At 71.6% G+C, this 25,967-nt stretch carries 24 protein-coding genes and 1 tRNA gene; 14 read left to right on the forward strand and 11 right to left on the reverse strand.

All coding sequences use genetic code 11. The features are described from left to right. Nucleotides 1–60 precede the first annotated feature (60 nt). On the forward strand, nt 61–1,347 hold the full coding sequence (locus ACZCAH_RS12920; protein ID WP_464341463.1) for an alpha-L-fucosidase: 1,287 nt from the start codon (nt 61–63) through the stop codon (nt 1,345–1,347). An 87-nt stretch (nt 1,348–1,434) separates the two neighbouring features. Here the strand turns inward: ACZCAH_RS12920 and ACZCAH_RS12925 are convergent, their stop codons facing one another. From ACZCAH_RS12925 to ACZCAH_RS12940, 4 genes are all read right to left on the reverse strand, one after another. After that, a complete protein-coding gene (locus ACZCAH_RS12925) occupies nt 1,435–3,183 on the reverse strand; it encodes an extracellular solute-binding protein (protein WP_464341464.1) in 1,749 nt (582 codons plus the stop codon). Nucleotides 3,184–3,241: 58 nt separating this feature from the next. Continuing rightward, on the reverse strand, nt 3,242–5,053 hold the full coding sequence (locus ACZCAH_RS12930; protein ID WP_464341465.1) for an extracellular solute-binding protein: 1,812 nt from the start codon (nt 5,051–5,053) through the stop codon (nt 3,242–3,244). 67 nt (nt 5,054–5,120) lie between these two features. Further along, nucleotides 5,121–6,137, reverse strand: coding sequence for an ABC transporter permease (locus tag ACZCAH_RS12935; RefSeq protein ID WP_464341466.1), 1,017 nt, complete (start codon nt 6,135–6,137; stop codon nt 5,121–5,123). A 7-nt stretch (nt 6,138–6,144) separates the two neighbouring features. Then, nucleotides 6,145–7,140 (reverse strand): carbohydrate ABC transporter permease, encoded by a 996-nt coding sequence (locus tag ACZCAH_RS12940; RefSeq protein ID WP_464341467.1) that lies wholly within the window; start codon nt 7,138–7,140, stop codon nt 6,145–6,147. A gap of 234 nt (nt 7,141–7,374) precedes the next feature. Between ACZCAH_RS12940 and ACZCAH_RS12945 the strand changes: the two genes are divergently transcribed. From ACZCAH_RS12945 to ACZCAH_RS12960, 4 genes are read left to right on the forward strand one after another with little or no spacing between them, the layout of a single operon-like run. Then, the gene (locus ACZCAH_RS12945; protein WP_464341468.1) at nt 7,375–8,697 is read left to right on the forward strand and encodes an enolase C-terminal domain-like protein; all 1,323 of its coding nucleotides are present in this window, start codon (nt 7,375–7,377) and stop codon (nt 8,695–8,697) included. After that, complete coding sequence (locus ACZCAH_RS12950) at nt 8,681–9,985, forward strand: alpha-L-fucosidase (RefSeq protein ID WP_464341469.1); 1,305 nt, start codon at nt 8,681–8,683, stop codon at nt 9,983–9,985. The genes ACZCAH_RS12945 and ACZCAH_RS12950 overlap by 17 nt, the downstream gene beginning before the upstream one ends. Beyond that, complete coding sequence (locus ACZCAH_RS12955) at nt 9,982–10,917, forward strand: aldo/keto reductase (RefSeq protein WP_464341470.1); 936 nt, start codon at nt 9,982–9,984, stop codon at nt 10,915–10,917. The genes ACZCAH_RS12950 and ACZCAH_RS12955 overlap by 4 nt, the downstream gene beginning before the upstream one ends. Then, nucleotides 10,910–11,812: an amidohydrolase family protein gene (locus ACZCAH_RS12960; protein WP_464341471.1), complete on the forward strand. Its 903-nt coding sequence runs from the start codon at nt 10,910–10,912 to the stop codon at nt 11,810–11,812. Before ACZCAH_RS12955 ends, ACZCAH_RS12960 begins: the two co-directional genes overlap by 8 nt. Nucleotides 11,813–11,860: 48 nt before the next feature. Here the strand turns inward: ACZCAH_RS12960 and ACZCAH_RS12965 are convergent, their stop codons facing one another. Both ACZCAH_RS12965 and ACZCAH_RS12970 read right to left on the reverse strand, forming a co-directional pair. Continuing rightward, nucleotides 11,861–12,553 (reverse strand): FadR/GntR family transcriptional regulator, encoded by a 693-nt coding sequence (locus tag ACZCAH_RS12965; RefSeq protein ID WP_464341472.1) that lies wholly within the window; start codon nt 12,551–12,553, stop codon nt 11,861–11,863. 158 nt (nt 12,554–12,711) lie between these two features. Then, on the reverse strand, nt 12,712–12,951 hold the full coding sequence (locus ACZCAH_RS12970; protein WP_329745014.1) for a DUF6458 family protein: 240 nt from the start codon (nt 12,949–12,951) through the stop codon (nt 12,712–12,714). A 212-nt stretch (nt 12,952–13,163) separates the two neighbouring features. Between ACZCAH_RS12970 and ACZCAH_RS12975 the strand changes: the two genes are divergently transcribed. The 3 genes from ACZCAH_RS12975 to ACZCAH_RS12985 all read left to right on the forward strand — a co-directional run bounded on the left by ACZCAH_RS12975 (nt 13,164) and on the right by ACZCAH_RS12985 (nt 17,148). Beyond that, entirely contained in the window at nt 13,164–15,746 is a 2,583-nt protein-coding gene (locus ACZCAH_RS12975) for an ATP-dependent Clp protease ATP-binding subunit (protein WP_464341473.1), read from the forward strand. Between the two features lie 110 nt (nt 15,747–15,856). Then, nucleotides 15,857–16,636: a DedA family protein gene (locus ACZCAH_RS12980; protein WP_464341474.1), complete on the forward strand. Its 780-nt coding sequence runs from the start codon at nt 15,857–15,859 to the stop codon at nt 16,634–16,636. Continuing rightward, nucleotides 16,633–17,148, forward strand: a complete 516-nt coding sequence (locus tag ACZCAH_RS12985; protein WP_464341475.1) for an amino-acid N-acetyltransferase — start codon at nt 16,633–16,635, stop codon at nt 17,146–17,148. The genes ACZCAH_RS12980 and ACZCAH_RS12985 overlap by 4 nt, the downstream gene beginning before the upstream one ends. Nucleotides 17,149–17,167: 19 nt before the next feature. On the opposite strand, the gene ACZCAH_RS12990 is transcribed toward ACZCAH_RS12985, so the two are convergent. The 5 genes from ACZCAH_RS12990 to ACZCAH_RS13010 form a co-directional block, all read right to left on the reverse strand. Continuing rightward, a complete protein-coding gene (locus tag ACZCAH_RS12990; protein ID WP_464341476.1) occupies nt 17,168–18,109 on the reverse strand; it encodes an HhH-GPD family protein in 942 nt (313 codons plus the stop codon). An 89-nt stretch (nt 18,110–18,198) separates the two neighbouring features. Beyond that, entirely contained in the window at nt 18,199–18,606 is a 408-nt protein-coding gene (gene mscL / locus ACZCAH_RS12995; RefSeq protein WP_464341477.1) for a large conductance mechanosensitive channel protein MscL, read from the reverse strand. Nucleotides 18,607–18,666: 60 nt separating this feature from the next. After that, nucleotides 18,667–19,305 carry an SAF domain-containing protein gene (locus tag ACZCAH_RS13000; protein WP_464341478.1) on the reverse strand — a complete coding sequence of 213 codons (639 nt, stop codon included), beginning with the start codon at nt 19,303–19,305 and terminating at the stop codon, nt 18,667–18,669. Between the two features lie 85 nt (nt 19,306–19,390). After that, entirely contained in the window at nt 19,391–19,717 is a 327-nt protein-coding gene (locus ACZCAH_RS13005; protein ID WP_464341479.1) for an FmdB family zinc ribbon protein, read from the reverse strand. Nucleotides 19,718–19,800: 83 nt separating this feature from the next. Then, on the reverse strand, nt 19,801–20,523 hold the full coding sequence (locus ACZCAH_RS13010; RefSeq protein ID WP_464341480.1) for a 5-formyltetrahydrofolate cyclo-ligase: 723 nt from the start codon (nt 20,521–20,523) through the stop codon (nt 19,801–19,803). A gap of 63 nt (nt 20,524–20,586) precedes the next feature. Between ACZCAH_RS13010 and ACZCAH_RS13015 the strand changes: the two genes are divergently transcribed. The 6 genes from ACZCAH_RS13015 (at nt 20,587) to ACZCAH_RS13040 (ending at nt 25,861) form a co-directional block, all read left to right on the forward strand. Beyond that, nucleotides 20,587–21,213, forward strand: a complete 627-nt coding sequence (locus ACZCAH_RS13015; protein WP_464341481.1) for a GNAT family N-acetyltransferase — start codon at nt 20,587–20,589, stop codon at nt 21,211–21,213. Between the two features lie 36 nt (nt 21,214–21,249). Further along, nucleotides 21,250–22,194, forward strand: a complete 945-nt coding sequence (locus ACZCAH_RS13020) for a hypothetical protein (RefSeq protein WP_464341482.1) — start codon at nt 21,250–21,252, stop codon at nt 22,192–22,194. A 1-nt stretch (nt 22,195) separates the two neighbouring features. Next, a complete protein-coding gene (locus ACZCAH_RS13025) occupies nt 22,196–23,416 on the forward strand; it encodes an alanine racemase (RefSeq protein ID WP_464341483.1) in 1,221 nt (406 codons plus the stop codon). Nucleotides 23,417–23,455: 39 nt separating this feature from the next. After that, nucleotides 23,456–24,784: a D-arabinono-1,4-lactone oxidase gene (locus tag ACZCAH_RS13030; RefSeq protein WP_464341484.1), complete on the forward strand. Its 1,329-nt coding sequence runs from the start codon at nt 23,456–23,458 to the stop codon at nt 24,782–24,784. 24 nt (nt 24,785–24,808) lie between these two features. Further along, nucleotides 24,809–25,711, forward strand: a complete 903-nt coding sequence (locus ACZCAH_RS13035) for an inositol monophosphatase family protein (protein ID WP_464341485.1) — start codon at nt 24,809–24,811, stop codon at nt 25,709–25,711. A 77-nt stretch (nt 25,712–25,788) separates the two neighbouring features. Beyond that, nucleotides 25,789–25,861 (forward strand) — tRNA-Ala (locus ACZCAH_RS13040). Nucleotides 25,862–25,967 lie beyond the last annotated feature (106 nt).

Below are 25,967 nucleotides of genomic sequence, written 5' to 3' on the forward strand. Positions count from 1 at the left end.
GGTGGGGAGATTCCCGGACGCCCCCTACCTCAGACACCCGATGTCTGATGGGATGGGCCCATGTCCACTGCTGCACATCCTCCCCTCCTCGCCCCGACTCCCAGCCAGCTCGCCTGGCAACGGGACGGACTCGGCGGGTTCTTCCACGTCGGCGTCAACACCTTCGCGGGCCTCGAATGGTCCGATGGGACGCTGTCCCCGGAGATCTTCGATCCCTCCGATCTCGACACCGACGAGTGGGTGCGCACCGCCGCGCGGCTCGGCGCCCGCTACGTGGTCCTCACCGCCAAGCACCACGACGGGTTCTGCCTGTGGGCGACGGCGACCACCGACTACTCCGTCGCCTCCTCCCCGTGGCGGCAGGGAGGCGGAGATCTCGTGCGCGAGCTCGCGGACTCCTGCGCCCGCCACGGCATGAAGCTCGGCCTCTACCTCTCGCCGTGGGACCGTCACGATCCCCGGTACGAGGACCCGGCCGCGTACGACGAGCTCTATCTCGCCCAGCTGCGCGAGCTCTGCACGGACTACGGCGAGCTCCATGAGCTCTGGTTCGACGGCGCGGGCTCCGCGGGCCGCGAGTACGACTGGGAGCGGATCGGGGAGCTCATCGAGGAGTTGCAGCCGCAGGTGATGGTCTTCAACATGGGCCCCGCGACGATCCGCTGGGTCGGCAACGAGGACGGCCTCGCCGCGGATCCCGTCGAGTACGTGACCACCAGCGCGGACCTCAACAACTACGACGAGGACACCATCGAGCGGGACGCCCCGCGGTACCTCCCGCCCGAGTGCGACGTGTCGCTGCGCAAGGGCTGGTTCTGGCAGGAGGGGGAGGAGCCCAAGTCCCTGCCCCACCTCCTCGCGATCCACGACCGCTCGATCGGCCTGGGGGCGAACCTGTTGTTGAACATCCCGCCGGATCGGCGCGGCCGCATCGATCCGGCCGACGCCGCGCGCGTCGAGGAGCTCGCGCAGGCGCTCGAGGCACGATTCGGGCGGCCCGTGACCGGAGAGATCCTCGGTCAGGCCGACGGGGCCGTGCGGGTGCGTCTGCCGGAGGGCACCCGTCTCGACCACGTCGAGCTGCGCGAACGGCTCGAGGAGGGCCAGCGCGTGCGCGGGCACCGCGTCCGCACGGCCGACGGCGAGATTCTCGCCGAGGGCCTCACCGTCGGCGTGCGCCGGATCCACCAGCTCGGGGAGGCGCGGACGCTCTCGGAGCTGGTGATCGAGATCGACGGGGACGAGCCCGTGCTCGAGCAGGTGCTCGTGCACGATGCGACCGGGGCGCCGGTGCCGGACCTCGGCGACTTCTACGCCGCGAGCACCGAACGGCCGGACGCGGGCTGAGCCCGCCCGGGACGACGCAGCGCCCCCGCCCGGACGGACCGGACGGGGGCGCTGTCTTCGGAGCCGGGCTCCGCTCGCGGGTCGCGCTCAGGCGCGCTCGCGGTCCGCCTCGGTGAGGACCTCGAGGTAGCGCTCGAGGCCCGCATTGGTGATCGAGGCGACGTAGGTCTCCCAGTCGGCGTCGTCGTTCGGGTCGAGGTCGCCGAGCACCATCTGCGTCGACACCTGTGCGAAGGCGCTGTCGATGTTGGTGCGCAGCTCGCCGATCTCCGCGGACTGGTTCGCGTCGAAGAAGGGGCTCGCGAACACCGCCGAGAGGTCGTTGCGGTACGGCTGGTACAGCTTGCCGGCGTCGTAGAGCATCGGCTCGATGGAGCTCGCGGGGTCCACCGCCTCGCCGTGCCGGACGTCCATCCCCAGGTTGTAGGGGCCGAACTCTGGCCAGGTGAGGTTCGAGGGGCCGTCCTCACCCTGGGGGATCTTCGTGTAGACGGCGCTCCTCCCGTCGATGCCGAGGTCGTCCGGGCTCGCCCAGGTCCACTGCTCCTCGAGGACTCCGAGGCGCATCTCGAGGGTGGGGAGGAGGCCCAGCTGGAAGTCGGCCCAGCGGACCAGCATCGCGGGATCCTCGCAGGCGTTCGTGATCACGAGGCCGGTCGCATCGCCGTGGGACTCGTTCCAGGGGATGATCGGATCGCCGTTCGGCCCCTTGAAGGGGGCGAGCGGCACGAACTCGCGGTAGCGCGCCGCGGGGTCGGAGTAGTCGATGTCGGCGAACCCACCCTGGGAGCCCATCTGGACCACGCCGGTCTTCGAGCCGGCGGGATCCATCGTGAGGCGCTTGAGCTGGTCGCCGTCCTGCGTGAACGCGTTCGGGTCGAGGAGGCCGTCGGCGACGAAGCGGTGCATCGTGATCAGCACCTGGCGGAACTTCTCGTCGACCGGCGTGTACACGATCTGGTCCCCGTCGCGGCGGAGCCAGTTGACGCCGATGTCCAGGAACGCCGCGCCGATCAGCCCGAACGGGGGCGTCGACTTCTCGCCGCTGAAGGGGCGGTACGCCGGGTCGGAGCCCTTGAACGCGATGAGCATCTCCTCGAACTCGTCGAGAGTCGTGGGTTGGGAGCTGATCCCCACCTTGTCGAGCGTGGGCTGGTGGACCCAGGTCCGCACCGCCGACGAGGCGCAGTGGTAGCACTGGTTCACAGCGGGCATCGCGTACATGACGCCGTCCGGCGCGGTCCAGGTCGCGCGGAGGTCCGGGTTCTGCTCGAAGAGCTCCTGGAGCTGCGGGGCGTACTCGTCGATCAGCTGGTCCAGCGGCTGGAAGAGACCCTGCTGGCCGTAGACGTACAGCTGCGCCTTCGTGAAGCCGCCCATCCACTCCGGGCCGAGCATGAGCGCATCCGGGAGATCGCCGCTCGAGATGACCGCGTTGACCTTCGGGGCGCCCTCCTCGCCCTGGGGCACGGTCTCGTAGGTGATCTTCACGCCCGTCTTCTCCTCCAGATAGAGGGAGTGGGTGTTCTTCGCGAGGTCGAGGTTGGTCTCGCTCCGGGTGAGGATCGTGAACTCGGCGCCGTCGCCGAAGGGCTCGGACTCCCGTGCCTTCGGGCCGACATAGCCCTCCGGGTACGGGACGCCGTCGATCTCCGGGCCGAGCTCGACCTTGAGCGAGGAAGAGCCCTGCACGTACTCCGCCTGCGGGACGTCGCCGCCGGATCCGCTGGATCCGCCGCCCGAGCAGGAGGCGAGGGCGGCGAGGCCGGGCAGCGCGCCGAGGCCGATCAGCAGGCGCCGGCGGTCGAGGAGGGCGGCGGGGGTGGACGTGGTCATGGTGGTCACCGAGGGGGTGAAGGCGTGGAAGGGGAGCACGGTCGGGCGCGGGGCGGTCTCAGCCCTGGGCGTCGTACGCCGACTGCGTGATCTCGAGATACCTCTCGAGCCCCATGGACGAGAAGGTCTCCACGAAGGCGCTCCAGTCGGCGTCCTTCGAGGCGTCGGCCTTCCCGGTGCCGAAGTTCGCGAAGCTCTGGGTGAGGTGCTGGTTGAGGTTCGCCTCGATCTCCCCGATCTCGGCGGACTGGTCGAGGTCGAAGGCGAGCTCGGGGATCTTGGACTCCTTGGGGATCCGGTAGGGCTCGTACGCCGCCGCCGACTCGTAGAGCGACGGCTCGATCGAGGTGGTGCCCTCCTGGACCGCCTCGCCGTGGCGCTGGCCCATCGACTTGTAGTACGGGCCCCACTCCCACCAGCCCGTGTTCTTCAGCTCGGTGCTGCCCGGGACCACCTCGTAGACGGCCTGCTCGCCGTCGATGCCCACAGTGCCCTCGCCGGCCCACACCCAGCCGGGGCCCTCCTCGCCGCGACCCATGGCGGTGGTGAGGGTGAGTTCGAACTGGTAGTCGGCCCAGCGGATCATCGTGACCGGGTCCTGGCAGGAGCTGGTGATGACGAAGTTGGGGCTGCCGATCGAGTACCACTCCCAGTCGGTGGTGCGCACCCCGTTCGGGCCCTCCAGCGGCGGCAGCGGCACCATGATCGAGGCGGGGTTGCGGGGGTCCGAGGGGTCGGCGGCGGAGCTGAAGGAGCCCTGCGAATTGCCGTAGGTGATGCCGAGCTGGGGCCCCTCGGGGGAGTCGGCGAGGCGCTTGATCTGGTCCTCGGTGGCCGAGAACATCGCCGTGTCGAAGTGGCCCTTCGCGAACTGCTCCTGGATCCAGATCATCCCCTCGCGGTACTCGTCGAGGGTCGGCAGCCAGGTGACCTTCCCGTCGCGCAGCAGGCGGCTGTCCGCGGATATCTCGAGGAAGGAGCCGAGGAAGAAGGTGAGCAGGTTCGTGACCGTGTCCGAGGTCGTCGTGACGAGCTGGGAGCCAGCCGCCCGGGAGGGGAGTCCCTTCCACTCGGCGAGCAGGGCGTCGAGATCGTCGAGGGTCTGCGGCACCTCGGCCCCGACCTCCGTCAGCCAGTCGGTGTTGTACCAGGTGCGGACGGAGCCGATCTTGCAGTGGTAGCAGTCGTTCATCGATGGGACGGCGTACATCCGACCGTCGGGGGAGGTGAACAGCGAGCGCATGTCGGGGAAGGTGTCGAACATGTTCCGGATGTGCGGGGCGTGCTCGTCGATGAGCCGGTCGACGGGCTGGAAGAGGCCCTGCTGGCCGTACACCGCGACCTGCGAGGTGCTGAACAGGCCCATGCCGGTCATCATCGCGTCGGGCAGATCGCCCGCGGAGAGGATCGCGTTGACCTTCGTCTGGCCGTCCTCGCCGAGCGGCACCTCGAGGTACTCGACCTTCACGCCGGTCTTCTCCTCGACGAGCCCGGCGTAGTAGTTGGTGGAGTAGTCGAGGTCGGGGATGGTGCGGCCGAGGATCGTGAAGGTGGTCTCGCCGTTCCCGAAGGGCTCGAGCTGCCGGGCCCGCGGCCCCTGATACCCCTCGGGGTAGAGCACTCCCTCGATCTCGGGACCGAGCTCGACCTGCAGCGGGGCGCTGCCCTGCTCGTAGTCGGCTCCGCCGCCCCCGTCGCCGCCGCTCCCGCCGGAGTCGGAGCAGGCCGCGAGGGCGCCGGAGCCGGCCACGAGGGCGGCGCCGCCGAGACCGGCGCGGGCGAGGAAGCCGCGCCGGGTCGTGCCCGGCGCCTGATCGGGGACGGTCCCGCTGCTGGGCAGCGAGGGGGTCGGATCGGTGGGTGCGGTCATGGCGGAGCTCCTGACGACGATGTCCGGTGTGCTGGTGAGGGTCGGCCGGGGCCTCCGGCGGGGAGGATCAGAACAGGCCGGCCTTGGCGACGCGGCGGGAGAAGGCGTTGACGGCGATGAGGAGGAGGAGGCCGACGACGCTGCGGAAGAGGCCGATGGCGGTGGCGTAGCTGTATTGGGGGATGGGGCTCTTGAGGCCGACCTCGTAGACGTAGGTGTCGATGACCTGGGAGGTGGTGAGGTTCAACGGGTTCTGCATGAGCAGAACCTTCTCGAAGCCGACGGACATGATCGAGCCGACGGAGAGGATGAGAAGCACCATGGCGATGGGCATGATGGCGGGGAGGTCGATGTGCCACATGCGGCGCAGGTGGCTGGCGCCGTCGACCTTGGCGGCCTCGTGCAACTCCGGGGGGACGGACGAGAGGGCGGCGAGGTAGATGATGGCGCTGAAACCCGCGGTCTGCCAGATCCCCGACCAGACATAGGTGTGGCGGAACCATTGCGGGTCGGTGAGGAAGGCGGGCGGGTCGATGCCCAGCAGGGAGAGCGCGTGAGGCACGATGCCGGTCTGCGGGTCCAGGAGCATCACGAGGATGCCGACGACCACGACGACGGAGATGAAGTTGGGGGCGTAGGTGATGAGCTGGACGACGCGCGAGAAGTACTTCTGGCGGATGCCGTTCAGGGCGAGCGCGAGGATGATCGGCACGGGGAATCCGGCGATGAGCTCGTAGAAGGCGAGGACGAGCGTGTTGCGGATGAGGGGCCAGAAGTTGTAGCTCTCGACGAAGCGCTCGAAGTGCTTCATGCCGACCCAGTCGGAACCGGTGATACCGCCGACGGGGGTGAAGTCGCGGAAGGCGATCTGGATGCCGTACATGGGCCAGTAGGCGAAGATCGCGACCCAGAGGACGGCGGGCAGGAGCAGCAGGTACAGCTGCCAGGAGCGGAGGATCCGCTGAGAGCGCGGCCGCTTGCGCTGGGGGAGGACGGGCGGGGCGTCCTTGCCGCCGCGGCGCCTCGGGGTGTCGTCGACGCGGAGCTGGTCGACGAACGATGCCTGGGACTGGTCGGTGGTCATCTCTGTCTCAACCCTTCAGGGAGCCGATCATCATGCCCTTGACGAAGTGCTTCTGCACGAACGGGTAGGCGAGGAGCGGGGGGACGGACGCGATGATGATCAGCGCGTACTTGAGCTTGTCCGCGAGCTGCTGCATCGCGGCGATCCTGGTCGGGTCGGCGTTGGACATCTTCGAGGGGTCGAAGGTGTTCTCCAACAGGATGTTCCGCATGACCAGCTGGAGGGGGTAGAGGGACTCGTCGGTGAGGTAGATGAGGCCGTTGAAATAGGCGTTCCATGTGGCGACGCCGTACAGCAGCAGGTTCACGGCGATGATCGGCTTGGACAGGGGCAGCACGATCTGGGCGAAGAAGCGCAGGTCGTTCGCGCCGTCGAGGCGGGAGCACTCGAGCAGCTCGTGGGGGATGGTGACCTGGAAGAAGGTGCGGGTCACGATGAGCTGCCAGACGCTGACGGCGCCGGGCAGGATCATCGCCCAGATGGTGTTGAGCATCCCGAGGTCCTTGACCACGAGATAGGTGGGGATCATGCCGCCGGAGAACATCATGGTCAGCACGAAGATCATCGTGATCGGTCCGTTGCCGACGAGGTCCTTGCGGGAGAGGGCGTAGCCGCCCATCAGGGTCACGGCGGTGCCCACGAGCATCGCGGAGCCGGAGTAGAGCAGGGAGTTGAAGAAGCCGCGGGTGATCGCGGGGTAGTCGAGGACCGCCTGGTAGGCGTCGAGGCTGAACCCGACCGGCCAGAGCCACATCTCCCCGGAGATCACCGCCGTCGGATCGGAGAACGACGCGCTGACGATGTAGACGAACGGATAAACGATGGTCAGCGTGAACAGGCACAGCAGCGTCAGCATGATCGCGTGCAGGATCTTGTCCGAACGGGGTTCCCGGATGCGGCGGGGGGACGCCGTGGGGGCGTCCGGCGGTGCGACTGCGGTCTCGACGGCCATCGTTGTCCCATCTCTCTCCAGACCCTCCTCGTCGAGGGTCGGCGACATCATGGCACAGGTCCGAGGTCTTGCCAACGTTGGTGCCCGGAGTGTGGGATGACCATGCCGACTCTTCGGGCGGAAAGCCCGAATTCGCCGGTCAATTCAGAGATGGCACCCTTCCGCGGGGAACTCGCCGGCGAAACCGAGCCAGAGTTGTCCGATGTTTCGGCGGCCCCTACACTTCAAGACATCCGATCACTGGCGGTCTTCTGCACGCCGTGACCATCTGGCCCTGGAGACGCGATGACCACCCCCAGCACCCTGATCGACCTCCGCGTGAGCGACGTCCGCTTCCCGACCTCCCGGGACCTCGACGGTTCCGACGCGATGAACCCCGACCCCGACTACTCGGCCGCCTACGTCGAGCTGCTCACGAGCGACGGCGACGCCGGCTACGGCTTCGTGTTCACGATCGGCCGCGGCAACGACGTGCAGTGCGCCGCGATCGACGCTCTCCGCGGGCATGTCGTCGGGCGCGACGTCGAGACGCTGCTCGCGGATCTCGGCGGCTTCTCCCGCGAGCTGGTCGGCGACTCGCAGCTGCGCTGGCTCGGCCCGGAGAAGGGTGTCATGCACATGGCGATCGGGGCCGTGGTCAACGCCGCCTGGGACCTGAGGGCGCGCCGCGCGGGCCTGCCGCTGTGGAAGCTGCTCGCGACCATGACCCCCGAGGAGCTCGTGGACCTCGTCGACTTCCGCTATCTCACCGACGCCCTCACGCGCGAGGAGGCGCTCGAAATCCTCCGCCGCGGCGCGGTGGGCAAGGCGGAGCGGATCACCGCCCTCGAGGCTCACGGCGTCCCCGCGTACACCACGACCCCCGGCTGGCTCGGCTACAGCGACGAGAAGCTCGTGCGCCTCCTGCGCGAGGCACGCGACGAGGGCTTCCGGATGGTCAAGCTCAAGGTCGGCGCCGACGTCGAGGACGACGTGCGCCGCCTGCGCCTGACCCGCGAGACGCTCGGGGAGGACTTCCCCGTCGCGACCGACGCGAACCAGCGCTGGGACGTCGCCGACGCGATCGCGTGGCTCGAGCGGCTCGCGCCCTATCGCCCCGCCTGGATCGAGGAGCCGACGAGCCCCGACGACGTCCTCGCCCACGCCGCGATCCGCCGCGCCGTCGCCCCGCTGCCCGTCGCGACCGGCGAGCAGATGCAGAGCCGCATCGTCGCGAAGCAGCTGCTGCAGGCCGGCGCCGTCGACGTGCTCCAGCTGGACGCCGCCCGCGTCGGCGGCGTCAACGAGAACCTGGCCATCCTGCTGCTCGCCGCGAAGTTCGACGTGCCGGTCTGCCCGCATGCGGGCGGGGTCGGCCTCTGCGAGCTGGTCCAGCACTACGCCTTCCTCGACGCCGCGGTCATCGCGGGGGAGCGGGAGGACCGCTTCATCGAGTACGTGCACCACCTCCACGAGCACTTCGAGGACCCCGTGATGATCGTCGACGGCAGCTACCGTGCCCCGTCCCTGCCCGGGGCGAGCGCTCGCATGCTCCCCGACTCCCTCGCGCCGCACCTGTTCCCGGACGGCGCCGTCTGGAAGGATCCCCACCATGTCCTCGCCGTCTGAGTCCTCCGTCGCCTGGTTCGACGAGGCGCGCTTCGGGCTGTTCATCCACTTCGGGCTGTACGCGATCCCGGCCCGCCACGAGTGGGTCATGTCGCGCGAGCTGCGCGATCCCGACGAGTACGCCCGCTACGCGGAGGTGTTCGACCCGGACCGCTTCGACGCGGCGGACCTCGCCCGCACCGCCCGCGCGGCCGGCATGCGCTACGCCGTGCTCACCACCAAGCACCATGAGGGGTTCAGCCTCTTCGAGACGGCGCACAGCGACTTCTCCGCCCCGGCGGTCTGCGGCCGCGACCTGGTGCGCGAGTTCGTCGACGCGATGCGGGCCGAGGGGCTGCGCGTGGGCTTCTACCACTCGCTCATCGACTGGCGCCATCCCGACTTCACGATCGATGAGCACCACCCGCTGCGCGGCCGTGACGACGTCGACGCGCTGAACGCGACCCGCGACATGGACCGCTACCGCGCCTTCCTCCACGCCCAGGTGCGGGAGCTGCTCACCGGCTACGGGCAGATCGACTATCTCTTCTTCGACTTCACCTATCCCGGGCCGCACGGCAAGGGGCCTGAGGACTGGGACGCCGAGGCGCTGCTCGCGATGGTGCGCGAGCTGCAGCCGGGTTGCCTCGTCAACGACCGGCTCGGGCTCCCCGGCGACCTCGTCACCCCCGAGCAGTACCAGCCCGCCGCGCCGATGCGCGACGAGCAGGGCGAGCTCGTGCGCTGGGAGGCGTGTCAGACCCTCAACGGCTCCTGGGGGTACGACCGCGACAACCTCGACCACAAGAGCCCGGACCTGCTGGTACGGATGCTCGTCGACTCCGTCGCGAAGAACGGGAACCTGCTGCTGAACATCGGGCCCGACGGCCGCGGCGCCCTCACCCCCGTCGACCGGGCGACGCTCGGCGCGCTCGGGGAGTGGATGGCGCTGCACGGCGACTCCGTGCACGGCGCCGGTCCAGCGGACGGGGTCGAGGCGCCGCAGGGCACCCTGCTCACCCGCCGCGGCGACCGCCTCTACGTCCACCTCACGGCCTGGCCGATGCAGCACCTGCACGTGCGCGGCCTCGCCGATCGGGTCCGCTTCGCGCGGCTGCTGCACGACGGCTCCGAGGTGCCCTTCGAGACCATCGACCCGGAGCGGCGGGCCTGGAACACCACCGCCCGCGGCCTGGGCGCCGACGTCGTGACGTTCACGCTGCCGATCCGCCGCCCCGACGTGCTGCTGCCCGTCCTCGAGATCCGACTCGACGCCCCCGACGCCCCCGATGAAGGAGCGATGCGATGACCCCCGCCGCCCGCCTGCCGGAGCTCGGCTTCGGCGCCGCCCAGCTCGGCAACATCTTCCGTGTGACCACTGACGAGGAGGCGCGCGGCGCGGTCGACGCCGCCTGGGAGGGCGGGCTGCGGATGTTCGACACCGCCCCGCACTACGGCGTCGGCACGAGCGAGCGCCGCCTCGGCGCGCTCCTGCGGGACCGGCCCCGCGACGAGTACGTGCTCTCCACCAAGGTCGGCCGGCTCCTCGTCCCCGGCCCCGGCTCCGGCGACGACATGGCCCACGAGTTCGCCGTCCCCGACGACCTCGTGCGGCGGTGGGACATGAGCGAGAAGGGGGTGCGGGCGAGCCACGAGCAGTCCCTCGAGCGCCTCGGCCTCGACCGCGTCGACGTGCTCTACCTCCACGACCCCGAGGAGGGGCCCGTCGACCAGGGCATCGAGGAGGCGCTCCCCGCCCTCGCCGCGATGCGCGAGGAGGGGCTGATCAGCCACGTCGGCGTCGGCTCGAAGGACGCGGACGTCCTCACCCGCGCCGTCCGCACCGGACTGCTCGACGTGGTCATGCTCTCCGGCCGCTACACGCTGCTCGAGCAGCCCGCCGCCGCCGAGCTGCTGCCCGCCTGCCTGGAGCACGACGTGCAGGTCGTGGCCGTCTCGGTGTTCAACTCCGGGATCCTCTCCCGTCCCGAGGTGCCCCAGGACTCCCACTATGAGTACGGGCAGGCGCCGACGGAGATGCTCGAGCGGGCCCGGGAGCTCGCCGCGCTCGCCGCCCGGCACGGCGTCGAGCTGCCGGACGTCGCCCTGCAGTTCCCGCGTCGCCACCCCGCGATCGGCTCCGTCGTGCTCGGCATGCGGACCGGGGCCCAGGTCCGCCAGAACCTCGAGCGGTTCCACCGGGAGATCCCCGCGGCGCTGTGGGAGGAGCTCGGTGCCTGATCACGCGGGTCTCACGGACACCCACCTGCACCTGTGGGACCTCTCCGGCGGCGGCTACGGGTGGCTCGCGGGAGCGCCTGAGGGTCTGCGTCGCGATGTGCGCTGGGAGGACGTCGCCCCGCAGCTCGCGGCCGTCGGCGTGCGCCGCGTAGTGCTGGTCCAGGCCGACGACACCCGCACGGACACACTCGCGATGCAGGCCGCCGCCGAGCGGATCGAGGCGGGGACGATCCCCGGCGGCAGCGGCGGGGTCGAGCGGGTCGACGTCGTGGCCTGGCTGCCGCTCGACGACCCGCACGAGGTCGCCCAGCTGCTCGACGACCCCGCGGCGATGCACCGCGTCGTCGGCGTGCGGCACCTTGTGCACGACGACCCCGACCCGGGCTTCCTCGACCGGGCGACGGTGCGCCGCTCCCTGCAGCTGCTTGCCGCCCGCGGCCTGCCCCTTGACGTCCCCGATGCGTATCCGCGCCATCTCCGCCAGGCGACGAGAGTCGCGCGCGAGGTCCCCGGGCTCGTGGTCGTCCTCGACCATCTCGCCAAGCCGCCCTTCGGCGACGCCGCGGCGATGCGCGACTGGGAGAGGCAGCTGCTGGAGGCCGCGGCGGTGCCCACCATCATCGCCAAGGTCTCGGGGCTGTCCACGAGCGGTCTCGGCCCCGGCCCGGGGGACGTGGCGCGGGTGCTCGAGGTCGCGCTCGACGCCTTCGGGGCGGACCGGCTGATGCTCGGCTCGGACTGGCCGATCGCCCCCGTGCCTCTCGACCTGCGCTCCGGCATGCAGGAGCTGCTCGACGCGGTGGACGCGCTCGAGGAGCCGACCCGCTCCCAGCTGCGGCAGCGGACGGCGGGGGGCGTCTATCGACGCGTCGAGGGGCAGACGACCTCACGCTAGGCAGGGGGCGCCGGAAACTCCACGATGGACGATGCTCGCGCCCCGCGGTCAGCCGACGTCGGCGCTCCGCTGGATCCAGGACTCCACGGCGGCGATGTGCGCCGCCGTGTGGACTCGGGCCAGATCCGCCCGTCCCGCCCGCAGCGCATCGAGGATGCGACGGTGCTCGGCGAGGGTGCTCTCGACCGCCGAGTCCTCGGTGAGCCCGCGCCAGACCCGCGCGCGGGCGGTCGCCGAGGCGAGTCCCTCGAGCATCGACGAGAGATAGACGTTGGGGCAGCGCGAGGTGATCCGCTGGTGGAACGCGAGATCTGCCGCGACCAGCTCCTCGACCGAGGAGTGCTCGGAGATGTCGACCATCAGCTGCTCGAGGACGGTGAAGTCCTCCTCGCCGAGGTGCGCGCAGGCCTGCTCCACCGCGACCGGCTCCAGCAGCCGGCGCACCTCGAGGATCTGCCCCTCGGCCGAGCCCTGGTGGAGATCGAGCATGAAGGCGAGGGACTCGACCAGCAGCTCGGGGGCGAGCGAGGTGACATAGGTGCCGTCGCCCTGCCGGACGTCCAGCACCCGGATCACGGAGAGCGCCTTGACTGCCTCGCGCAGGGAGTTCCGGCTGACCCCCACGCGCTCCGCGAGCTCCTTCTCGGGCGGGAGCCGATGCCCGGGGCCGAGCTCGCCGACGAGGATCATCTGCTTGATGGCGTCGATCGCCCGATCGGTCACCGCATGCGTCGTGGCCATCCGCGCCGTCCTCCCTGGAGTGCTGCTGGGCGTGCTCGAGGCGCACGCTGCGCTGCCGGGCACTGTCGGACGAGCCTAGTCGAGCAGACGGCCCGTGTCCGGGGGACACGGGCCGTCGTGGCTGGTCTCGAGGGAGTGCTCGGGCCGAGCGTTCCCGCTCAGACGACGGGGGGATCCCGACGCTCGGAGACCGAACCGTTCGGTGAGGACTGCGTGCTCACCACGGTGCGGCGCGACTTCAGCGCGAGCAGGAGGCCCACGACGAAGAGGATCGCGCCGGCGACCATGAGGATGGTGCCGAGCGTGCCGGAGTCGAGACCGGGGAGGTCGAACTCGAGGGCGAAGCGCGCGATGGCTCCGAGGACGAACAGGATGATGCCGCCGACGATGGCGCCCATGGTGTGCTCCTAGCGGTGGGGGGAGGGGAAGGGGTGCTGCGATGACCGCGGGGGCGGTCTCCGGCATCGTACGGCCGGGGCTCCTCCCGGGGAGGGAGAACGGCCGATGCGCGCCCGTGTCGCCGGCCGTCACGCCCGCGGCGAACAGACGGGGAATCCCCGGGGATCGCGCGTACTCTCGACCCATCACCACCACCGGACGGGGGAGGACCATGTTCGAACGCTTCACCGATCGCGCCCGCCGCGTCGTCGTCCTGGCTCAGGACGAGGCACGGCTGCTGAACCACAACTACATCGGCACCGAGCACATCCTGCTGGGCCTGATCCACGAGAACGAGGGTGTGGGCGCGAAGGCGCTCGAGGCCCTCGGGGTCACGCTCGACGCCGTGCGCGAGCAGGTCCGGGACATCATCGGCGAGGGCAACCAGACCCCCTCGGGCCACATCCCGTTCACCCCGCGCGCCAAGAAGGTGCTCGAGCTGAGCCTGCGCGAGGCGCTGCAGCTGGGCCACAACTACATCGGCACCGAGCACATCCTGCTCGGCCTGCTGCGCGAGGGCGAGGGCACCGCGGTCAAGGTGCTCTCGCGCCTCAAGGCCGAGCCGTCGGCCGTGCGCCAGGAGGTCATCGAGCGCCTCTCGGGCTACCAGGGCAAGGAGCCGGCCACCGCCGGCGGCCCCGCCGAGGGCCAGCCCGCGGGCTCCCTCGTGCTCGACCAGTTCGGTCGCAACCTCACCCAGGCCGCCCGCGAGGGCAAGCTCGACCCGGTCATCGGCCGCGAGGCCGAGGCGGAGCGCGTCATGCAGGTGCTCAGCCGTCGCACCAAGAACAACCCGGTGCTGATCGGCGAGCCCGGCGTGGGCAAGAGCGCCGTGGTCGAGGGCCTGGCCCAGTCGATCGTGGCCGGCGACGTCCCCGAGACCCTCAAGGACAAGCAGCTCTACACCCTCGACCTCGGCTCCCTGGTCGCCGGTTCCCGGTACCGCGGCGACTTCGAGGAGCGCCTGAAGAAGGTGCTCAAGGAGATCCGCACCCGCGGCGACATCATCCTGTTCATCGACGAGATCCACACCCTCGTCGGAGCCGGTGCCGCCGAGGGCGCCATCGACGCCGCCAGCATCCTCAAGCCGATGCTCGCCCGTGGCGAGCTGCAGACCATCGGGGCGACCACCCTCGAGGAGTACCGCAAGCACATCGAGAAGGATGCCGCCCTCGAGCGCCGCTTCCAGCCGATCCAGGTGGGCGAGCCCTCGGTGTCCCACACCGTCGAGATCCTCAAGGGCCTGCGCGACCGCTACGAGGCGCACCACAAGGTGACCATCACCGACAGCGCCCTCGTCGCCGCCGCGAACCTCGCCGACCGCTACGTCAACGACCGCTTCCTGCCGGACAAGGCGATCGACCTGATCGACGAGGCCGGCGCCCGCCTGCGGATCCGTCGCCTCACCGCCCCGCCGGAGCTGAAGGCCTTCGACACTCGCATCGAGGAGACGCGGAAGAAGAAGGAGGAGGCGATCGACGGGCAGGACTTCGAGCTCGCCGCGAGCCTCCGCGACGAGGAGCAGAAGCTCAAGACCGAGCGGGACGAGAAGGAGAAGGCCTGGCGGCACGGCGAGTCCGATGCGGTCACGACCGTCTCCGAGGAGACCATCGCCGAGGTGCTCGCCGCCGCGACCGGCATCCCGATCGTGAAGCTTACCGAGGAGGAGTCCTCGCGACTGCTCCACATGGAGGACGAGCTGCACAAGCGGGTCATCGGCCAGGACGAGGCCATCAAGGCGCTCTCGCAGGCGATCCGCCGCACCCGTGCCGGGCTCAAGGACCCCAAGCGCCCCGGCGGCTCGTTCATCTTCGCGGGGCCCACGGGCGTCGGCAAGACAGAGCTCGCCAAGGCGCTCGCCGAGTTCCTCTTCGGGGACGAGGAGTCCCTCATCCAGCTTGACATGTCCGAGTTCGGTGAGAAGCACACCGCCTCGCGCCTGTTCGGCTCGCCCCCCGGCTACGTCGGGTACGACGAAGGCGGCCAGCTCACCGAGAAGGTGCGCCGCAAGCCGTTCTCCGTGGTGCTCTTCGACGAGGTGGAGAAGGCCCATGTGGACATCTTCAACTCGCTGCTGCAGATTCTCGAGGACGGCCGCCTCACCGACTCGCAGGGTCGCACGGTCGACTTCAAGAACACCGTGATCATCATGACCACCAACCTCGGCACCCGGGACATCGCCAAGGGCGTGTCGATGGGCTTCACCGCCGGCGGCGACCTCTCCACCGACTACGAGCGGATGAAGTCGAAGGTTCATGAGGAGCTCAAGCAGCACTTCAAGCCCGAGTTCCTCAACCGCGTCGACGACGTGGTGGTCTTCCCGCAGCTGTCGCAGCCCGAGATCGTCCAGATCGTCGACCTGATGATCGGGAAGCTCGAGACGCGTCTCGCGGAGAAGGACATGGCGATCGAGCTGACCGACGGCGCCAAGAAGCTCCTCGCGGAGAAGGGGTACGACCCCGTCCTCGGTGCCCGTCCGCTGCGGCGCACGATCCAGCGCGACATCGAGGACACGCTCTCCGAGAAGATCCTCTTCGGGCAGGTCCACGTGGGCGACACGATCGTCGTGGACGCCGAGGGCGAGGGTCTGCTGGGCGAGCTCACCTTCTCGCGGCGGGACGGCGAGGGTCGCCTCGCGGCGATCTCCGAGACCGTCGATGTCGAGCAGATGACGCAGGCCCGCGCCGACGAGGTCTCGCTGCCGGACGCCTCGGGCTCGGAGGAGTCCGATCCGGCGGAGGCCAGCGCCTCCTGACCCCGGAGGAGCCGGTCCCCGCCCCCGACGGGGCGGGGACCGACTCCTCTGTTCAGCCGCTGCTGCCCCGCCGTCGCGGGGGAGCCCGAACTCGCGGACGGAGGAGTCGCATGGGCGGACTCGTCGAGTGGGTGCTGTCCCTGACCGGTCAGGTTGAGGACTGGATCCTGCAGGTAGCCGATGCGTGGTGGGTCCATGGAGTCGTCTACCTTTTCGCCGCCTTCGACGGGTTCTTCCCCACGGTGCCCAGCGAGTCGACCATCGTCACGCTCTCCTCGCTGTGGTCGAGCTCGGGCCGACCCTCGATCCTCCTCATTGGGATCGCGGCCTGGGCCGGAGCCTGGACCGGTGACAACCTCGGCTACTACCTGGGGCGCTGGATCGGGTTCGAGCGCTTCCGCTTCCTCCGGGAGGGCAAGGGGCGGGCAGCCGTCGAGGCCGCCGAGCGCGGTCTCGACAAGCGCGCCCTGGTCTTCCTGATGACCGCCCGCTACATCCCCTTCGGTCGCACCGCCGTGAACCTCGTGGCGGGGGCCGTGCACTACCCGCACCGCCACTTCTGGCCGCGCTCCCTGCTGTCCACCTTCGTGTGGGCGGTCTACTCCTGTGCGATCGGTGCCGTGGCCGGGGCATGGTTCGAGGACAACCACCTGCTGGCAATCACCGTGGCGCTGGTCGCCGCGGTGGTCGTGGCACTCGTGGTCGAGCGCCTGATCAACGCCTTGCATCGGGCCCTGGACCGCCGCGCCGCCCGACGAGCCTCCGTCGACTCCGTCGACACCCCCGACACCGCCGGTGAGGACGCTGGGGAGGACGGGGCCGAGTGGTCCTCCACCGAGGCGCGGCCGTCCGTCGAGACCGTCCGTTCCCCCGAGGAGCCCACCGCATGAGCATCGTGATCCGTTCCGCCCGCCCCGCCGACGTCCGCGGCATCGACGCGCTCGTCGAGCCGATGGCGACCGCGGGGATCTTGCTGGGCAAGGACCTGGTCTCGTACTACGAAGCGGTCCAGGAGTTCCTCGTCGCCGTCGACGAGGAGTCCGGACGGGTCCTCGGCTGCGGGGCGCTGCACGTCATGTGGGAGGACCTCGCGGAGGTCCGCACCCTGGCCGTCCACGAAGACCAGCGCGGCACCGGACTCGGCCACCGGCTGCTCGATCATCTCCTCGAGCGCGCCCGCGAGCTGGGCCTGCAGCGGGTCTTCTGCCTCACCTTCGAGGTCGAGTTCTTCGCGCGCCACGGCTTCGAGGTGATGGACGAGGCGGTCGACCCCGAGGTCTACAGCCAGCTGCTGCGCTCCCTCGACGAGGGCATCGCCGAGTTCCTCGATCTGGCTCGGGTGAAGCCCAACACCCTCGGCAACACTCGCATGATCCGGCAGCTCGAGCCGACCCCGGCCTGAGTCCCGGCGCGGGGACTCCTCACGGCAGGCGCAGCGTGGATCCTTCCTGCACCGCGAGGCCGTCGGCGACGAGCGACTCCCGGCAGCGCGCGACCCGTTCGGGATCCGCGGGATCGAGGTGGGCGAGGTCGGCGATCTCCACTCTGCTCGCATTGCGCAGCGCGGCCATGATCTTCCCGCGCATCTCGCGGTCGGTGCCCGCGAACGCCTGCCGGGGCCGCCTCTCGTCCTCCGGGGCCGCGGGTCGTCCGCGGGCGACCCAGGCACAGCGCCCGTCGGCCAGGGGGCACTGGTCGCAGCGCGGGGACCGGGCGGTGCAGACGAGGGCGCCGAGCTCCATCACGGCCTGGTTCCAGGCGACCGACACCTCGCGGGACTCGGGGAGCACCGCGGTCGCGAGACGACGCTCGGCCGCGGAGTAGCTGGGAGCGGGCAGGGGACGTCCGGTCGCGGCCCGTGCCAGCACCCGGCGGATGTTCGTGTCGACGACCACCGCCCGGTCGTGATGGGCGAACGCGGTGACGGCGGCAGCGGTGTATTCGCCGATCCCGGGGAGGGTGCGCAGCGCCTGTTCGCCCCGGGGCACGATCCCGCCGTGCTCGCGGACGATCGCCCGGGCGCACTCCTGGAGCCGCAGCGCGCGGCGCGGATAGCCGAGGCGGTCCCAGGCGCGCAGCACCTCGGCGGTCGGTGCATCGGCGAGATCGGCCGGGTGCGGCCATCGCTCCATCCAGTCGAGCCAGCGCGGGAGGACCCGCACCACGGGCGTCTGCTGCAGCATGATCTCGGAGACCAGGATTGCCCAGGGCGAGGTGTCCGCGGACCGCCAGGGCAGGTCCCGGGCCTGCTCCTCGAACCAGGCGATGACCGCCTCCACAGAGCCGGCGGGGAGCGCGCCGGGCGCGTCCGGATCGACGGCGGGAGCGGCGGGGGAACGGGGCACCTCGGGACCGTACCCCATGGCGGGGCCTGGGACGCGGCGGGAGACACAACGACGGGACGGCACCGTGCGGTGCCGCCCCGTCGGGGTGGGTGCTGATCCGGGTCGGATCAGACCTGCGGGTTCTGCGCCTTGAGCAGGTCGCGGATCTCGGAGAGCAGGACGACGTCCTCGGGAGCCGCCTCGACCTCCTCGTCGACGCCCTTGCGACGGTTGGCCGCCTCGCGGGCCTTGGTCATCGGCATGACGAAGACGAAGTAGACGACGGCCGCGGTGATCAGGAAGGTGATGATCGCGGAGATGACGGCGCCGAAGTTGACGAAGGTCGCCTCGTTGTTCTCGAAGATCTGGAAGCCGAAGCCGCCGACGGAGTCGGCGCCGCCGGCCGCGGCGACGACGGGGTTGATGAGGTTGTCGACGAAGGCGGTGACCAGCGCGGTGAACGCTCCACCGATCACGACACCGACCGCGAGGTCGATGACATTGCCCTGCATGGCGAAGTCCTTGAAGCCCTTCATGGCGGACGTCCTTAATGATTCGGGGGTCGGGGAGAGTCGCTTTCGCGATCCGCGGGAACTTTAACCGATCACCGAGACGCTTATGTATCCCTCGGCGAGGGCACTGGTCACACCGGCCGTGTCCCGTCGGTCGATCACCACGAGCACCTGCACGTCTCCGCTCGAGGTGGTTCCCGTCACGGCCTGCGCCCCGGTCATTCCGCCCGGTGGCTCCAGGACGGTCGCCGGCACCCCTCGCGGCTCGGGGTCCAGGGCGGTGGAGGTCTGCAGCTCGAGCCGCGTGCCGGCCCGCAGATGCGGGAGGAGGACGGCGGGGGCCGGCACGGCGAGCAGCGCCGAGCCCTCGGGGACGGTCGTCGAGCCTGTGCGGTCCTCGAGCATCCCCTCCAGCAGCGGGGTGCCCGCGTCGAGGGGGAGCAGGATCTCGCGGCCGGCCGGATCGTCCGCGGCGGTGAGGGCTCCGACCGGGACCAGCTCGGCGGCGAGACGCTCGGTGCTGAGGTCCTCCCGCTGCAGCGGCTCGCCCGCCGGCACGTCCCGGCGCAGCACCAGCACCTCGACGCCCCGGTGGGAGACCGGCAGCAAGGCGGGCAGCAGCAGCGCAGCGGCGAGGGCTAGACACAGCACCGTCAGGAGTCGACGGCGGCGACGGAGGGCGCGGTGCCAGTGGGGGAGGCGGGCGAGAAGTCGCGAGAGCATGCCTCGACGCTAGGGCGCGCTCGGGCTCGGGGCAGGGTGGATCCGCCCGCTGTGGATCAGCGGGCTCTGGGGAGGAACGGTCCGGTCAGGACGCGGCGGCCTGGCTCGAGCTCGAGGAGCTCGAGGCCGACGAGGACGTGCTCGAATCGCTGGAGGTGCTCGAGGAGCTTGTCGCGGAGGAGGTGTCCGTGGTGCTCGACTCGGAGGAGCTGCCGACGGTGCTCTTCCCGCTCGTGGAGGAGTCGGTGGAGTAGAAGCCCGGGCCCTTGAAGACGATGCCCACGGAGTCGAACACCTTGCGCAGCGCGTCGTGCGCGCACTCGGGGCAGGTCACGAGCGAGTCCTCGCTGAAGCTCTGGTACTGCTCGAAGCGGTGACCGCAGTTCTTGCAGGCGTAGACGTAGGTGGGCACGCGAGGTTCCTCCGGGGCGTTCTCTCTGGGGTCGCGAGCGGAGCGACCGGAGGCAGTCTACGGCGCGCACGGAGGCGTGGTCCTCACGATGTGGTGAGGCAGACGCTCCCCTCGGCCGTGAGAGCTGTGGCCACCGGCACGTCCCGGGGCCCGCGGGGCAGCGCCCCGGCGGGGAGCACCTCGTGGGGATGCACGACGACGAGCACCTCGGTGGTGATGGGCAGGCGGCTCAGCGCTCGGTCGTAGTACCCGCCGCCGTGACCGATCCGGGTGCCGGAGAGGTCCACGGCGAGGGCCGGGGCGAGGACCAGGTCGACGCTCTCCACGGCCTTGGGGCCGAGCCGTTCACCGTCGGGCTCGCGGCCGAAGCCGCGGCCGGGGGAGGCGACGAAGTCCGACCGCCCGTCCCAGCGGATCCAGTCCAGCTCCTCGCCGGCCGCAGCGGGGAAGAGCAGCTCGGCGCCGTGCTCGGCGAGCGCGCGGACCAGCGGCAGGACATCGGCCTCGGTGGGGGTGGGGTGGAAGGCGGCGACTCGCAGGGGCGCGCCCGTCGGCCGCTCACGGCTGCGTTCGATCAGGGGGTAGCCCGCCGTGCGCAGCGCCGCGGCCTCCGCGGCCCGCCGTGCGGCGCCCTCCGTCCCGCTGTAGCGGGCGCGTCGCTCGGCTCGCAGTCGGATCCGCAGCTCCTGCTTCTGTGCGGGGAGCGCGTCGCGCGCGGCGCCACCGCGGTCCACGGCATCGTCTACGCCGACGTCCCCGCCGTCATGCTCAGTCCCCGGGAGCTCGTGACCGGTCGCCTCGTCCATGCCTGCAGGGTCGCACATGCGCGTCGTCGGGGCAGGGGGTCCGCCCGGCCGTACGATGGCGCGATGGTGCACGTGTGGCCGCTGACGCTGCGGGACGGGGAACTGGTGCTGCGGCCGCTGCGTCGCCGGGACCGGGGCGCCTTCGAGCGTCTCCGCGAGCGCAACCGCGACTGGCTGCGCCCCTGGGACGCCGCCGACCCCGATCGTCCGCGCAGCACCCTGCCCTTTCCCGTGCTGCGCCGCTGGAACGAGCAGCAGGCGCGGCGCGGTGCGTACCTCCCCTTCGCCCTCGAGGTCCACGGCCGTCTGGTCGGGCAGATCACCGCGGGTCCGCTGCAGTACGGCGCGCTGCGCACCGCGGTGCTGGGGTACTGGATCGACCGCGATCAGGCCGGGGCGGGTCTCGTCCCCCGGGCCGCCGCGCTCGTCATCGACCATCTCTTCGCCGAGATGGGGATGCACCGGGTGGAGGTCACGGTCCGCCCGGAGAACGCCCCCAGCCTCCGAGTGGTCGAGAAGCTGCACCTGCGGCCCGAGGGACTTCGCCGCGGGGCGATCTTCGTCGACGGCGCCTGGCGGGACCATCTCGTCTTCGCCCTCACCGCCGAGGAGGTCGTGACCGACGCGGAGGGCCGCGGGGTGCTCGCGAGATTGCGGACGGAGTTCGGGGCCGACACGCCCGCGTCGTGACCAGGGAAATCACATCGGTGTCATTACCCTGGGCTCGTGGAGACCATCAACCTCGGAGCCGTGCTGTTCGCTCTGCTGCTGCTGCTGTGGGTGGCGTACGCCCTCCCTCGCACCGCCGGCCGGCGCGAGGTGATGGGGCGCGCCCGCGCCCAGGAGATCGCCGAGATGTCCTCGGAGGCCCGGGATCTGTCCGAGGCCGTCCACGCCCGCCGCTCGCCCAGCCGTGAGGTGACCGCCCCCATGCCCCAGGACCGCCTGCTCCTGCGCCCCGCCGATCCCACCCGTCGGCCCCGGTTCGACGCGGACCCCGGGGTCCGCATCGACCTCTCCGAGGAGCGGCAGCGCTCGCGCCGCCTCATGCGCGTGCTGCTCGCGGCTCTCGCGCTCGGCACCGCGGCGCTCGCCGTGGCCGCGGTGATCGGCCCCGTGAGCTGGTGGGTGCCGCTGATCACCGCGGGCGCCCTGCTGGTCTATCTGGCGGGTCTGCGCCGTGCCGAGGTCCAGCGCCGCGCCCGGGCCACCCGAGCGGCGACCCTCGCGCGCCAAAAGAGGGCCGAGCAGGAGACCGCTCGCCGCGCCGCGGCCCGGGGTGCGGGCCCTGCGGAGGCTCCGCGTGCTCGCGAGTCGGCGCCGGGCAATGGATCTGTCGAGCCTGCCGTGACCGTCGCCCGGGTGTCCGGCGAGGAGTCCGAGGCGCCGGTGCGTCGCGCTCCCCTCGAGACCACCTCCGCCCGGGCCGCAGAGCAGGTCGCCGCGCCGGGCGAGTGGATCCCGCGACCCGTGCCGCTGCCCACCTATGCCCTGCGCGGGGAGGTCGACGACCTCGCGACGCGCCACGCCGCCCACCGCGAGTCCCTGCGCGCCACCGCGGTGCCGCTCGAGCGGGACGGCGTCGAGGCGATCGAGGCGGCCGATGAGGCCGCCGCTCCGCCGGCCCTCGACCTGGGCCTCGACGAGGTCCTCGCCCGCCGCCGCGCCTGAGATGACCACCCGTCCGCGGATCGCGGCGATCACGGCGCTCCTGGACGCCGAGGGGTACCGGGAGCGCCCGATCGCGGTGCTCGACCTCGACGCCTTCGACGCGAACCTCGAGGTCCTCGCCCGCCGGGCGAGCGGGCGTCCGATCCGCATCGCCTCGAAGTCCCTGCGCGTCCGCGCCCTGCTCGATCGGGCGCTCGCCCACCCCGCGACGGGCGGGGTGCTCGCCTACACCCTGCCGGAGGCGCTCTGGCTGGTGGACCACGGAGCTCGCGACGTGGTCGTCGCCTATCCCACCGCCGAGGCGGGAGCGCTGCGCCGCCTGTCCGCGCGGCCCGAGGCGCTGCGCGCCATCACGCTCATGGTCGACGAGTCCGCTCAGCTGGATCTGATCCTCGCGGCGGTCGCGGACCTCCGCCCCGGCCGCGACCGTCTGCCGCTGCGGGTCGCGCTCGAGGTCGACGTCTCCTACGCGCCGCTGCCCGGAGTCCGCGTCGGCGCTCATCGCTCTCCGGTCCGCACTCCGGCGCAGGCCGCCGCGCTGGCGCGCGAGATCCAGGCCCGGCCGGCCCTGCAGCTGGTGGGGATGATGGCCTACGAGGGGCAGATCGCCGGGGTCGCCGACGCGGCCGCCACCCCGTACGGCGCCGCCGTGCGGGCGATGAAGCGGCTCTCCCGTCCGGATGTCGCCCGCCGCCGCGCGGAGACCGTCGCGGCCGTGCGCGAGGTGGCGGAGCTCGAGTTCGTCAACGGCGGCGGCACCGGCTCCCTCGAGTCCACGGCCGCGGAGAGCGCGGTCACCGAGGTCGCCGCAGGGTCCAGCCTCATCGGCCCGGGCCTCTTCGACGGCTTCCGGGACTTCTCCCCGCGACCGGCGCTGCACCTCGGCGTCTCGGTGGTGCGTCGGCCCGCACCCGGGGTCGCCACCGTGCTCGGCGGCGGCTGGGTGGCCAGCGGCCCGCCGGGCCCGGACCGCCTGCCCACGATCGCGCATCCGCCCGGTCTCCGCTACGCCCCGCAGGAGGCGGCGGGAGAGGTGCAGACCCCCGTGCTCGGCCCCGCGGCCGATCGACTCCGGGTGGGGGACACCGTCTGGCTGCGGCACGCCAAGGCCGGCGAACCGGCAGAGCACGCCCTGACCTATCTCCTCGTCGCTGGCGAGCCCGAGCCCGCCCTCGTCGGCGCGGTCCCGACCTATCGTGGCGAGGGCGTGATGTTCCTCTGACCTCAGGACCGCCGTCATCACGGTGCGAAGGAGCCCCGCATGACCCGTCGACCCGCCGTCCCCACCCGCACCTGGAGCGGAGGACACTGCTGGTCCCCGCAGCAGATCCTCACCCCGCGCAGCGAGGCGGAGGTCCTCGCCGGGGTCGCGGCCGCCCGGGCAGCCGGCCTGCCGCTGCGGGTGGTGGGAGGCGGGCACTCCTTCAGCCCCCTTGCCGCGACCGACGGCGCGGCGATGAGCCTGGACCGCTACCAGGGACTGGTCCGCGCGGACCGGGCCAGTGGTCTCGTCACGCTCCGAGGCGGCACGCGGCTGTGGGAGGTCGCGGACCTGCTCGCGCCGCACGGTCTGGCGCTCGAGGTGATGGGGGACATCGACCGGCAGTCGATCGCCGGGGCGATCCAGACCGGCACCCATGGCACGGGAGCGGCGTTCACCGGATTCGCCGGCATGGTGCGCGGCCTGCGCCTCGCCCTGCCCGACGGCAGCGTCGTGGAGACCTCGCCCACCGCGGATCCTGACCTCTTCGAGGCGGCGCGGCTGGGCCTCGGGGTCATCGGGGTGGTGCTCGAGGTGACGCTCGCCTGCGTGCCGCGATTCCGGCTCGCGCTCACCGAGAGCACCGAGGACCTCGACGGCGCCGTCCGGGCGTTCGCGGCCCGCTCCCTGGCGGAGGACCATCACGAGTTCTTCTGGTTCCCGCGCACCTCGCGGGCGACCGTGCGCACCGCCGTGCGCGTCCCCGCAGAGACCCCCGTCCTCCGCCCGGGGCGCGCGGCGGAGCTGCTGCAGCGGGAGGTGCTCGGCAACGGCGCCTGGGAGGTGCTGTGCCGCGCCGCCTCCGCCGTGCCCGCCGCGAGTCGGCCGGTCGCGGAGTTCGCCTCCCGCGTGTTCGCGGGCTCGGCCGTGACCGACGACTCCGCGGACGTCTTCGCCGCCCCGCGCCGCGTGCGCTTCCACGAGTCGGAGTGGGCGATCCCTGCCGAGCGCTTCGAGGAAGCCTTCACGGCGCTGCGGCGCCGGCTCGAGGAGGAGCGGGTGCGCGTCACCTTCCCGCTCGAGATCCGCCGGGCCGCCGCCGATGACGTCTGGCTCTCCACCGCCTCGGGACGCGACACCGTGTACCTCGCCGCGCACCGCTACCACCGCGAGGACCCCGGCCCCTACCTGCTGCTGGTCCAGCGCACCCTCGCCCCTTTCGCGGCCCGGCCCCACTGGGGCAAGCGGCACTGGCTCGGCGCGCGGGAGCTGGCGGCGCTGTACCCGCGCTTCGAGGACTACCGGGCCGTGCGGGCGGCCGTGGATCCCGAAGGGCTGCTGCTCACCCCGTACCTGCGCCACCTGCTGGGCGTCGCACCCGCGGCCTGAGCGCCCCGCCGTAGGCTGGACGCGATGAGCATCCAGCCCGCCTCCGCCCCCACGCCCTCCGCCGACGAGCTGCTCCGCATCGCAGTCGCCGCCGCCCACGAGGCGGCCGAGTACCTCCGCTCGCTGGACCGCGACGCGCTCGACCGCGAGTACAAGACCTCGAGCCACGACATCGTCACCGTCCACGACCGTCGCAGCGAGGAGATCATCGTCGCCTCCCTGCGGGCCGCCCTGCCCGACTGCCGGATCGTGGGGGAGGAAGGCGGGGAGCGTCCCGCCGAGGAAGCGGGCCCGGACCAGGTCTCCTTCTACGTCGACCCGATCGACGGCACCAGCAACTTCGCGGCCGGCCTGCCGCTGTTCTGCGTCTCCATCGGGGTGGCGATCGGCACCGGCGAGGACGAGCGCCTCGTGGCGGGCGTCATCGACGTGCCGATCCTGCACCAGGTCTTCACGGCCGCCGACGGGCCCGCGTTCCTCAACGGGCGCGAGATCGCCCCCCGCGCCACGAAGCCGGCCGCGGACGCCCTGCTGGTCACCGGCTACCCCAGCCAGCGGATCATCTCCGAGCAGCCGGAGGTCGCCGCCCGCGCCGCGAGCGATCTGCACCGGGGGGTCTCCGCCGTGCGCCATCTCGGATCCGCCGCGATCGAGCTCGCCTACGTCGCCGCCGGCTGGGCGGATGGGACGGGACTCGGCTCGATCAACGCCTGGGACGTGGCGGCGGGCTTCCACCTCCTCGAGCGGGCCGGCGGCTCGCTGCGCACCTGGCCGGCGCTCGGCGATCCGCGCCGTCCGGCGCATCACCAGCCGGCCTACGCCGCCTGCACCGGTCCGGAGCGGATCGAGGTGCTCGACCGCCTGATGGACGAGCTGCAGGCGGCCCGCGAGGCGCGCGCCGCCGGATCCACCCCGACGCCCATGTGATCCTCGTCAACGGCGGCTGACCTGGTGTGCGAGCATACTCCCCGCAGTGCTAACCTGCTCTGGTCGCTCGACGACATGGGGCTATGGCGCAGTTGGTAGCGCGTCTCGTTCGCAATGAGAAGGTCGGGGGTTCGAATCCCCCTAGCTCCACCGCAGGCCGAGGCCGCGGCATCCTCCAGGGGTGCCGCGGCCTTCTGCATCCCGCCCCGGAGCCGCCTCCACCCCTGGACACTCGGTGGTCCGGACTGCCGCTCCG

The sequence above is a fragment of the Brachybacterium sp. B718/18 genome (genome assembly GCF_055454375.1).

Excerpts from the sequence above, each read along its gene's own strand:
- ACZCAH_RS12930 (WP_464341465.1), bottom strand. The coding sequence starts at position 5,053 with ATGACCGCACCCACCGATCCGACCCCCTCGCTGCCCAGCAGCGGGACC.
- ACZCAH_RS12955 (WP_464341470.1), top strand. The coding sequence starts at position 9,982 with ATGACCCCCGCCGCCCGCCTGCCGGAGCTCGGCTTCGGCGCCGCCCAG.
- ACZCAH_RS12990 (WP_464341476.1), bottom strand. The coding sequence starts at position 18,109 with ATGGGGTACGGTCCCGAGGTGCCCCGTTCCCCCGCCGCTCCCGCCGTC.
- ACZCAH_RS12975 (WP_464341473.1), top strand. The coding sequence starts at position 13,164 with ATGTTCGAACGCTTCACCGATCGCGCCCGCCGCGTCGTCGTCCTGGCT.
- ACZCAH_RS13010 (WP_464341480.1), bottom strand. The coding sequence starts at position 20,523 with ATGGACGAGGCGACCGGTCACGAGCTCCCGGGGACTGAGCATGACGGC.
- ACZCAH_RS12965 (WP_464341472.1), bottom strand. The coding sequence starts at position 12,553 with ATGGCCACGACGCATGCGGTGACCGATCGGGCGATCGACGCCATCAAG.
- ACZCAH_RS13030 (WP_464341484.1), top strand. The coding sequence starts at position 23,456 with ATGACCCGTCGACCCGCCGTCCCCACCCGCACCTGGAGCGGAGGACAC.
- ACZCAH_RS13035 (WP_464341485.1), top strand. The coding sequence starts at position 24,809 with ATGAGCATCCAGCCCGCCTCCGCCCCCACGCCCTCCGCCGACGAGCTG.
- mscL (WP_464341477.1), bottom strand. The coding sequence starts at position 18,606 with ATGAAGGGCTTCAAGGACTTCGCCATGCAGGGCAATGTCATCGACCTC.
- ACZCAH_RS12925 (WP_464341464.1), bottom strand. The coding sequence starts at position 3,183 with ATGACCACGTCCACCCCCGCCGCCCTCCTCGACCGCCGGCGCCTGCTG.
- ACZCAH_RS12935 (WP_464341466.1), bottom strand. The coding sequence starts at position 6,137 with ATGACCACCGACCAGTCCCAGGCATCGTTCGTCGACCAGCTCCGCGTC.
- ACZCAH_RS13025 (WP_464341483.1), top strand. The coding sequence starts at position 22,196 with ATGACCACCCGTCCGCGGATCGCGGCGATCACGGCGCTCCTGGACGCC.
- ACZCAH_RS12920 (WP_464341463.1), top strand. The coding sequence starts at position 61 with ATGTCCACTGCTGCACATCCTCCCCTCCTCGCCCCGACTCCCAGCCAG.
- ACZCAH_RS12985 (WP_464341475.1), top strand. The coding sequence starts at position 16,633 with ATGAGCATCGTGATCCGTTCCGCCCGCCCCGCCGACGTCCGCGGCATC.
- ACZCAH_RS12950 (WP_464341469.1), top strand. The coding sequence starts at position 8,681 with ATGTCCTCGCCGTCTGAGTCCTCCGTCGCCTGGTTCGACGAGGCGCGC.
- ACZCAH_RS12980 (WP_464341474.1), top strand. The coding sequence starts at position 15,857 with ATGGGCGGACTCGTCGAGTGGGTGCTGTCCCTGACCGGTCAGGTTGAG.
- ACZCAH_RS12940 (WP_464341467.1), bottom strand. The coding sequence starts at position 7,140 with ATGATGTCGCCGACCCTCGACGAGGAGGGTCTGGAGAGAGATGGGACA.
- ACZCAH_RS12945 (WP_464341468.1), top strand. The coding sequence starts at position 7,375 with ATGACCACCCCCAGCACCCTGATCGACCTCCGCGTGAGCGACGTCCGC.
- ACZCAH_RS13015 (WP_464341481.1), top strand. The coding sequence starts at position 20,587 with ATGGTGCACGTGTGGCCGCTGACGCTGCGGGACGGGGAACTGGTGCTG.
- ACZCAH_RS12970 (WP_329745014.1), bottom strand. The coding sequence starts at position 12,951 with ATGGGCGCCATCGTCGGCGGCATCATCCTGTTCGTCCTCGGAGCCATC.
- ACZCAH_RS13000 (WP_464341478.1), bottom strand. The coding sequence starts at position 19,305 with ATGCTCTCGCGACTTCTCGCCCGCCTCCCCCACTGGCACCGCGCCCTC.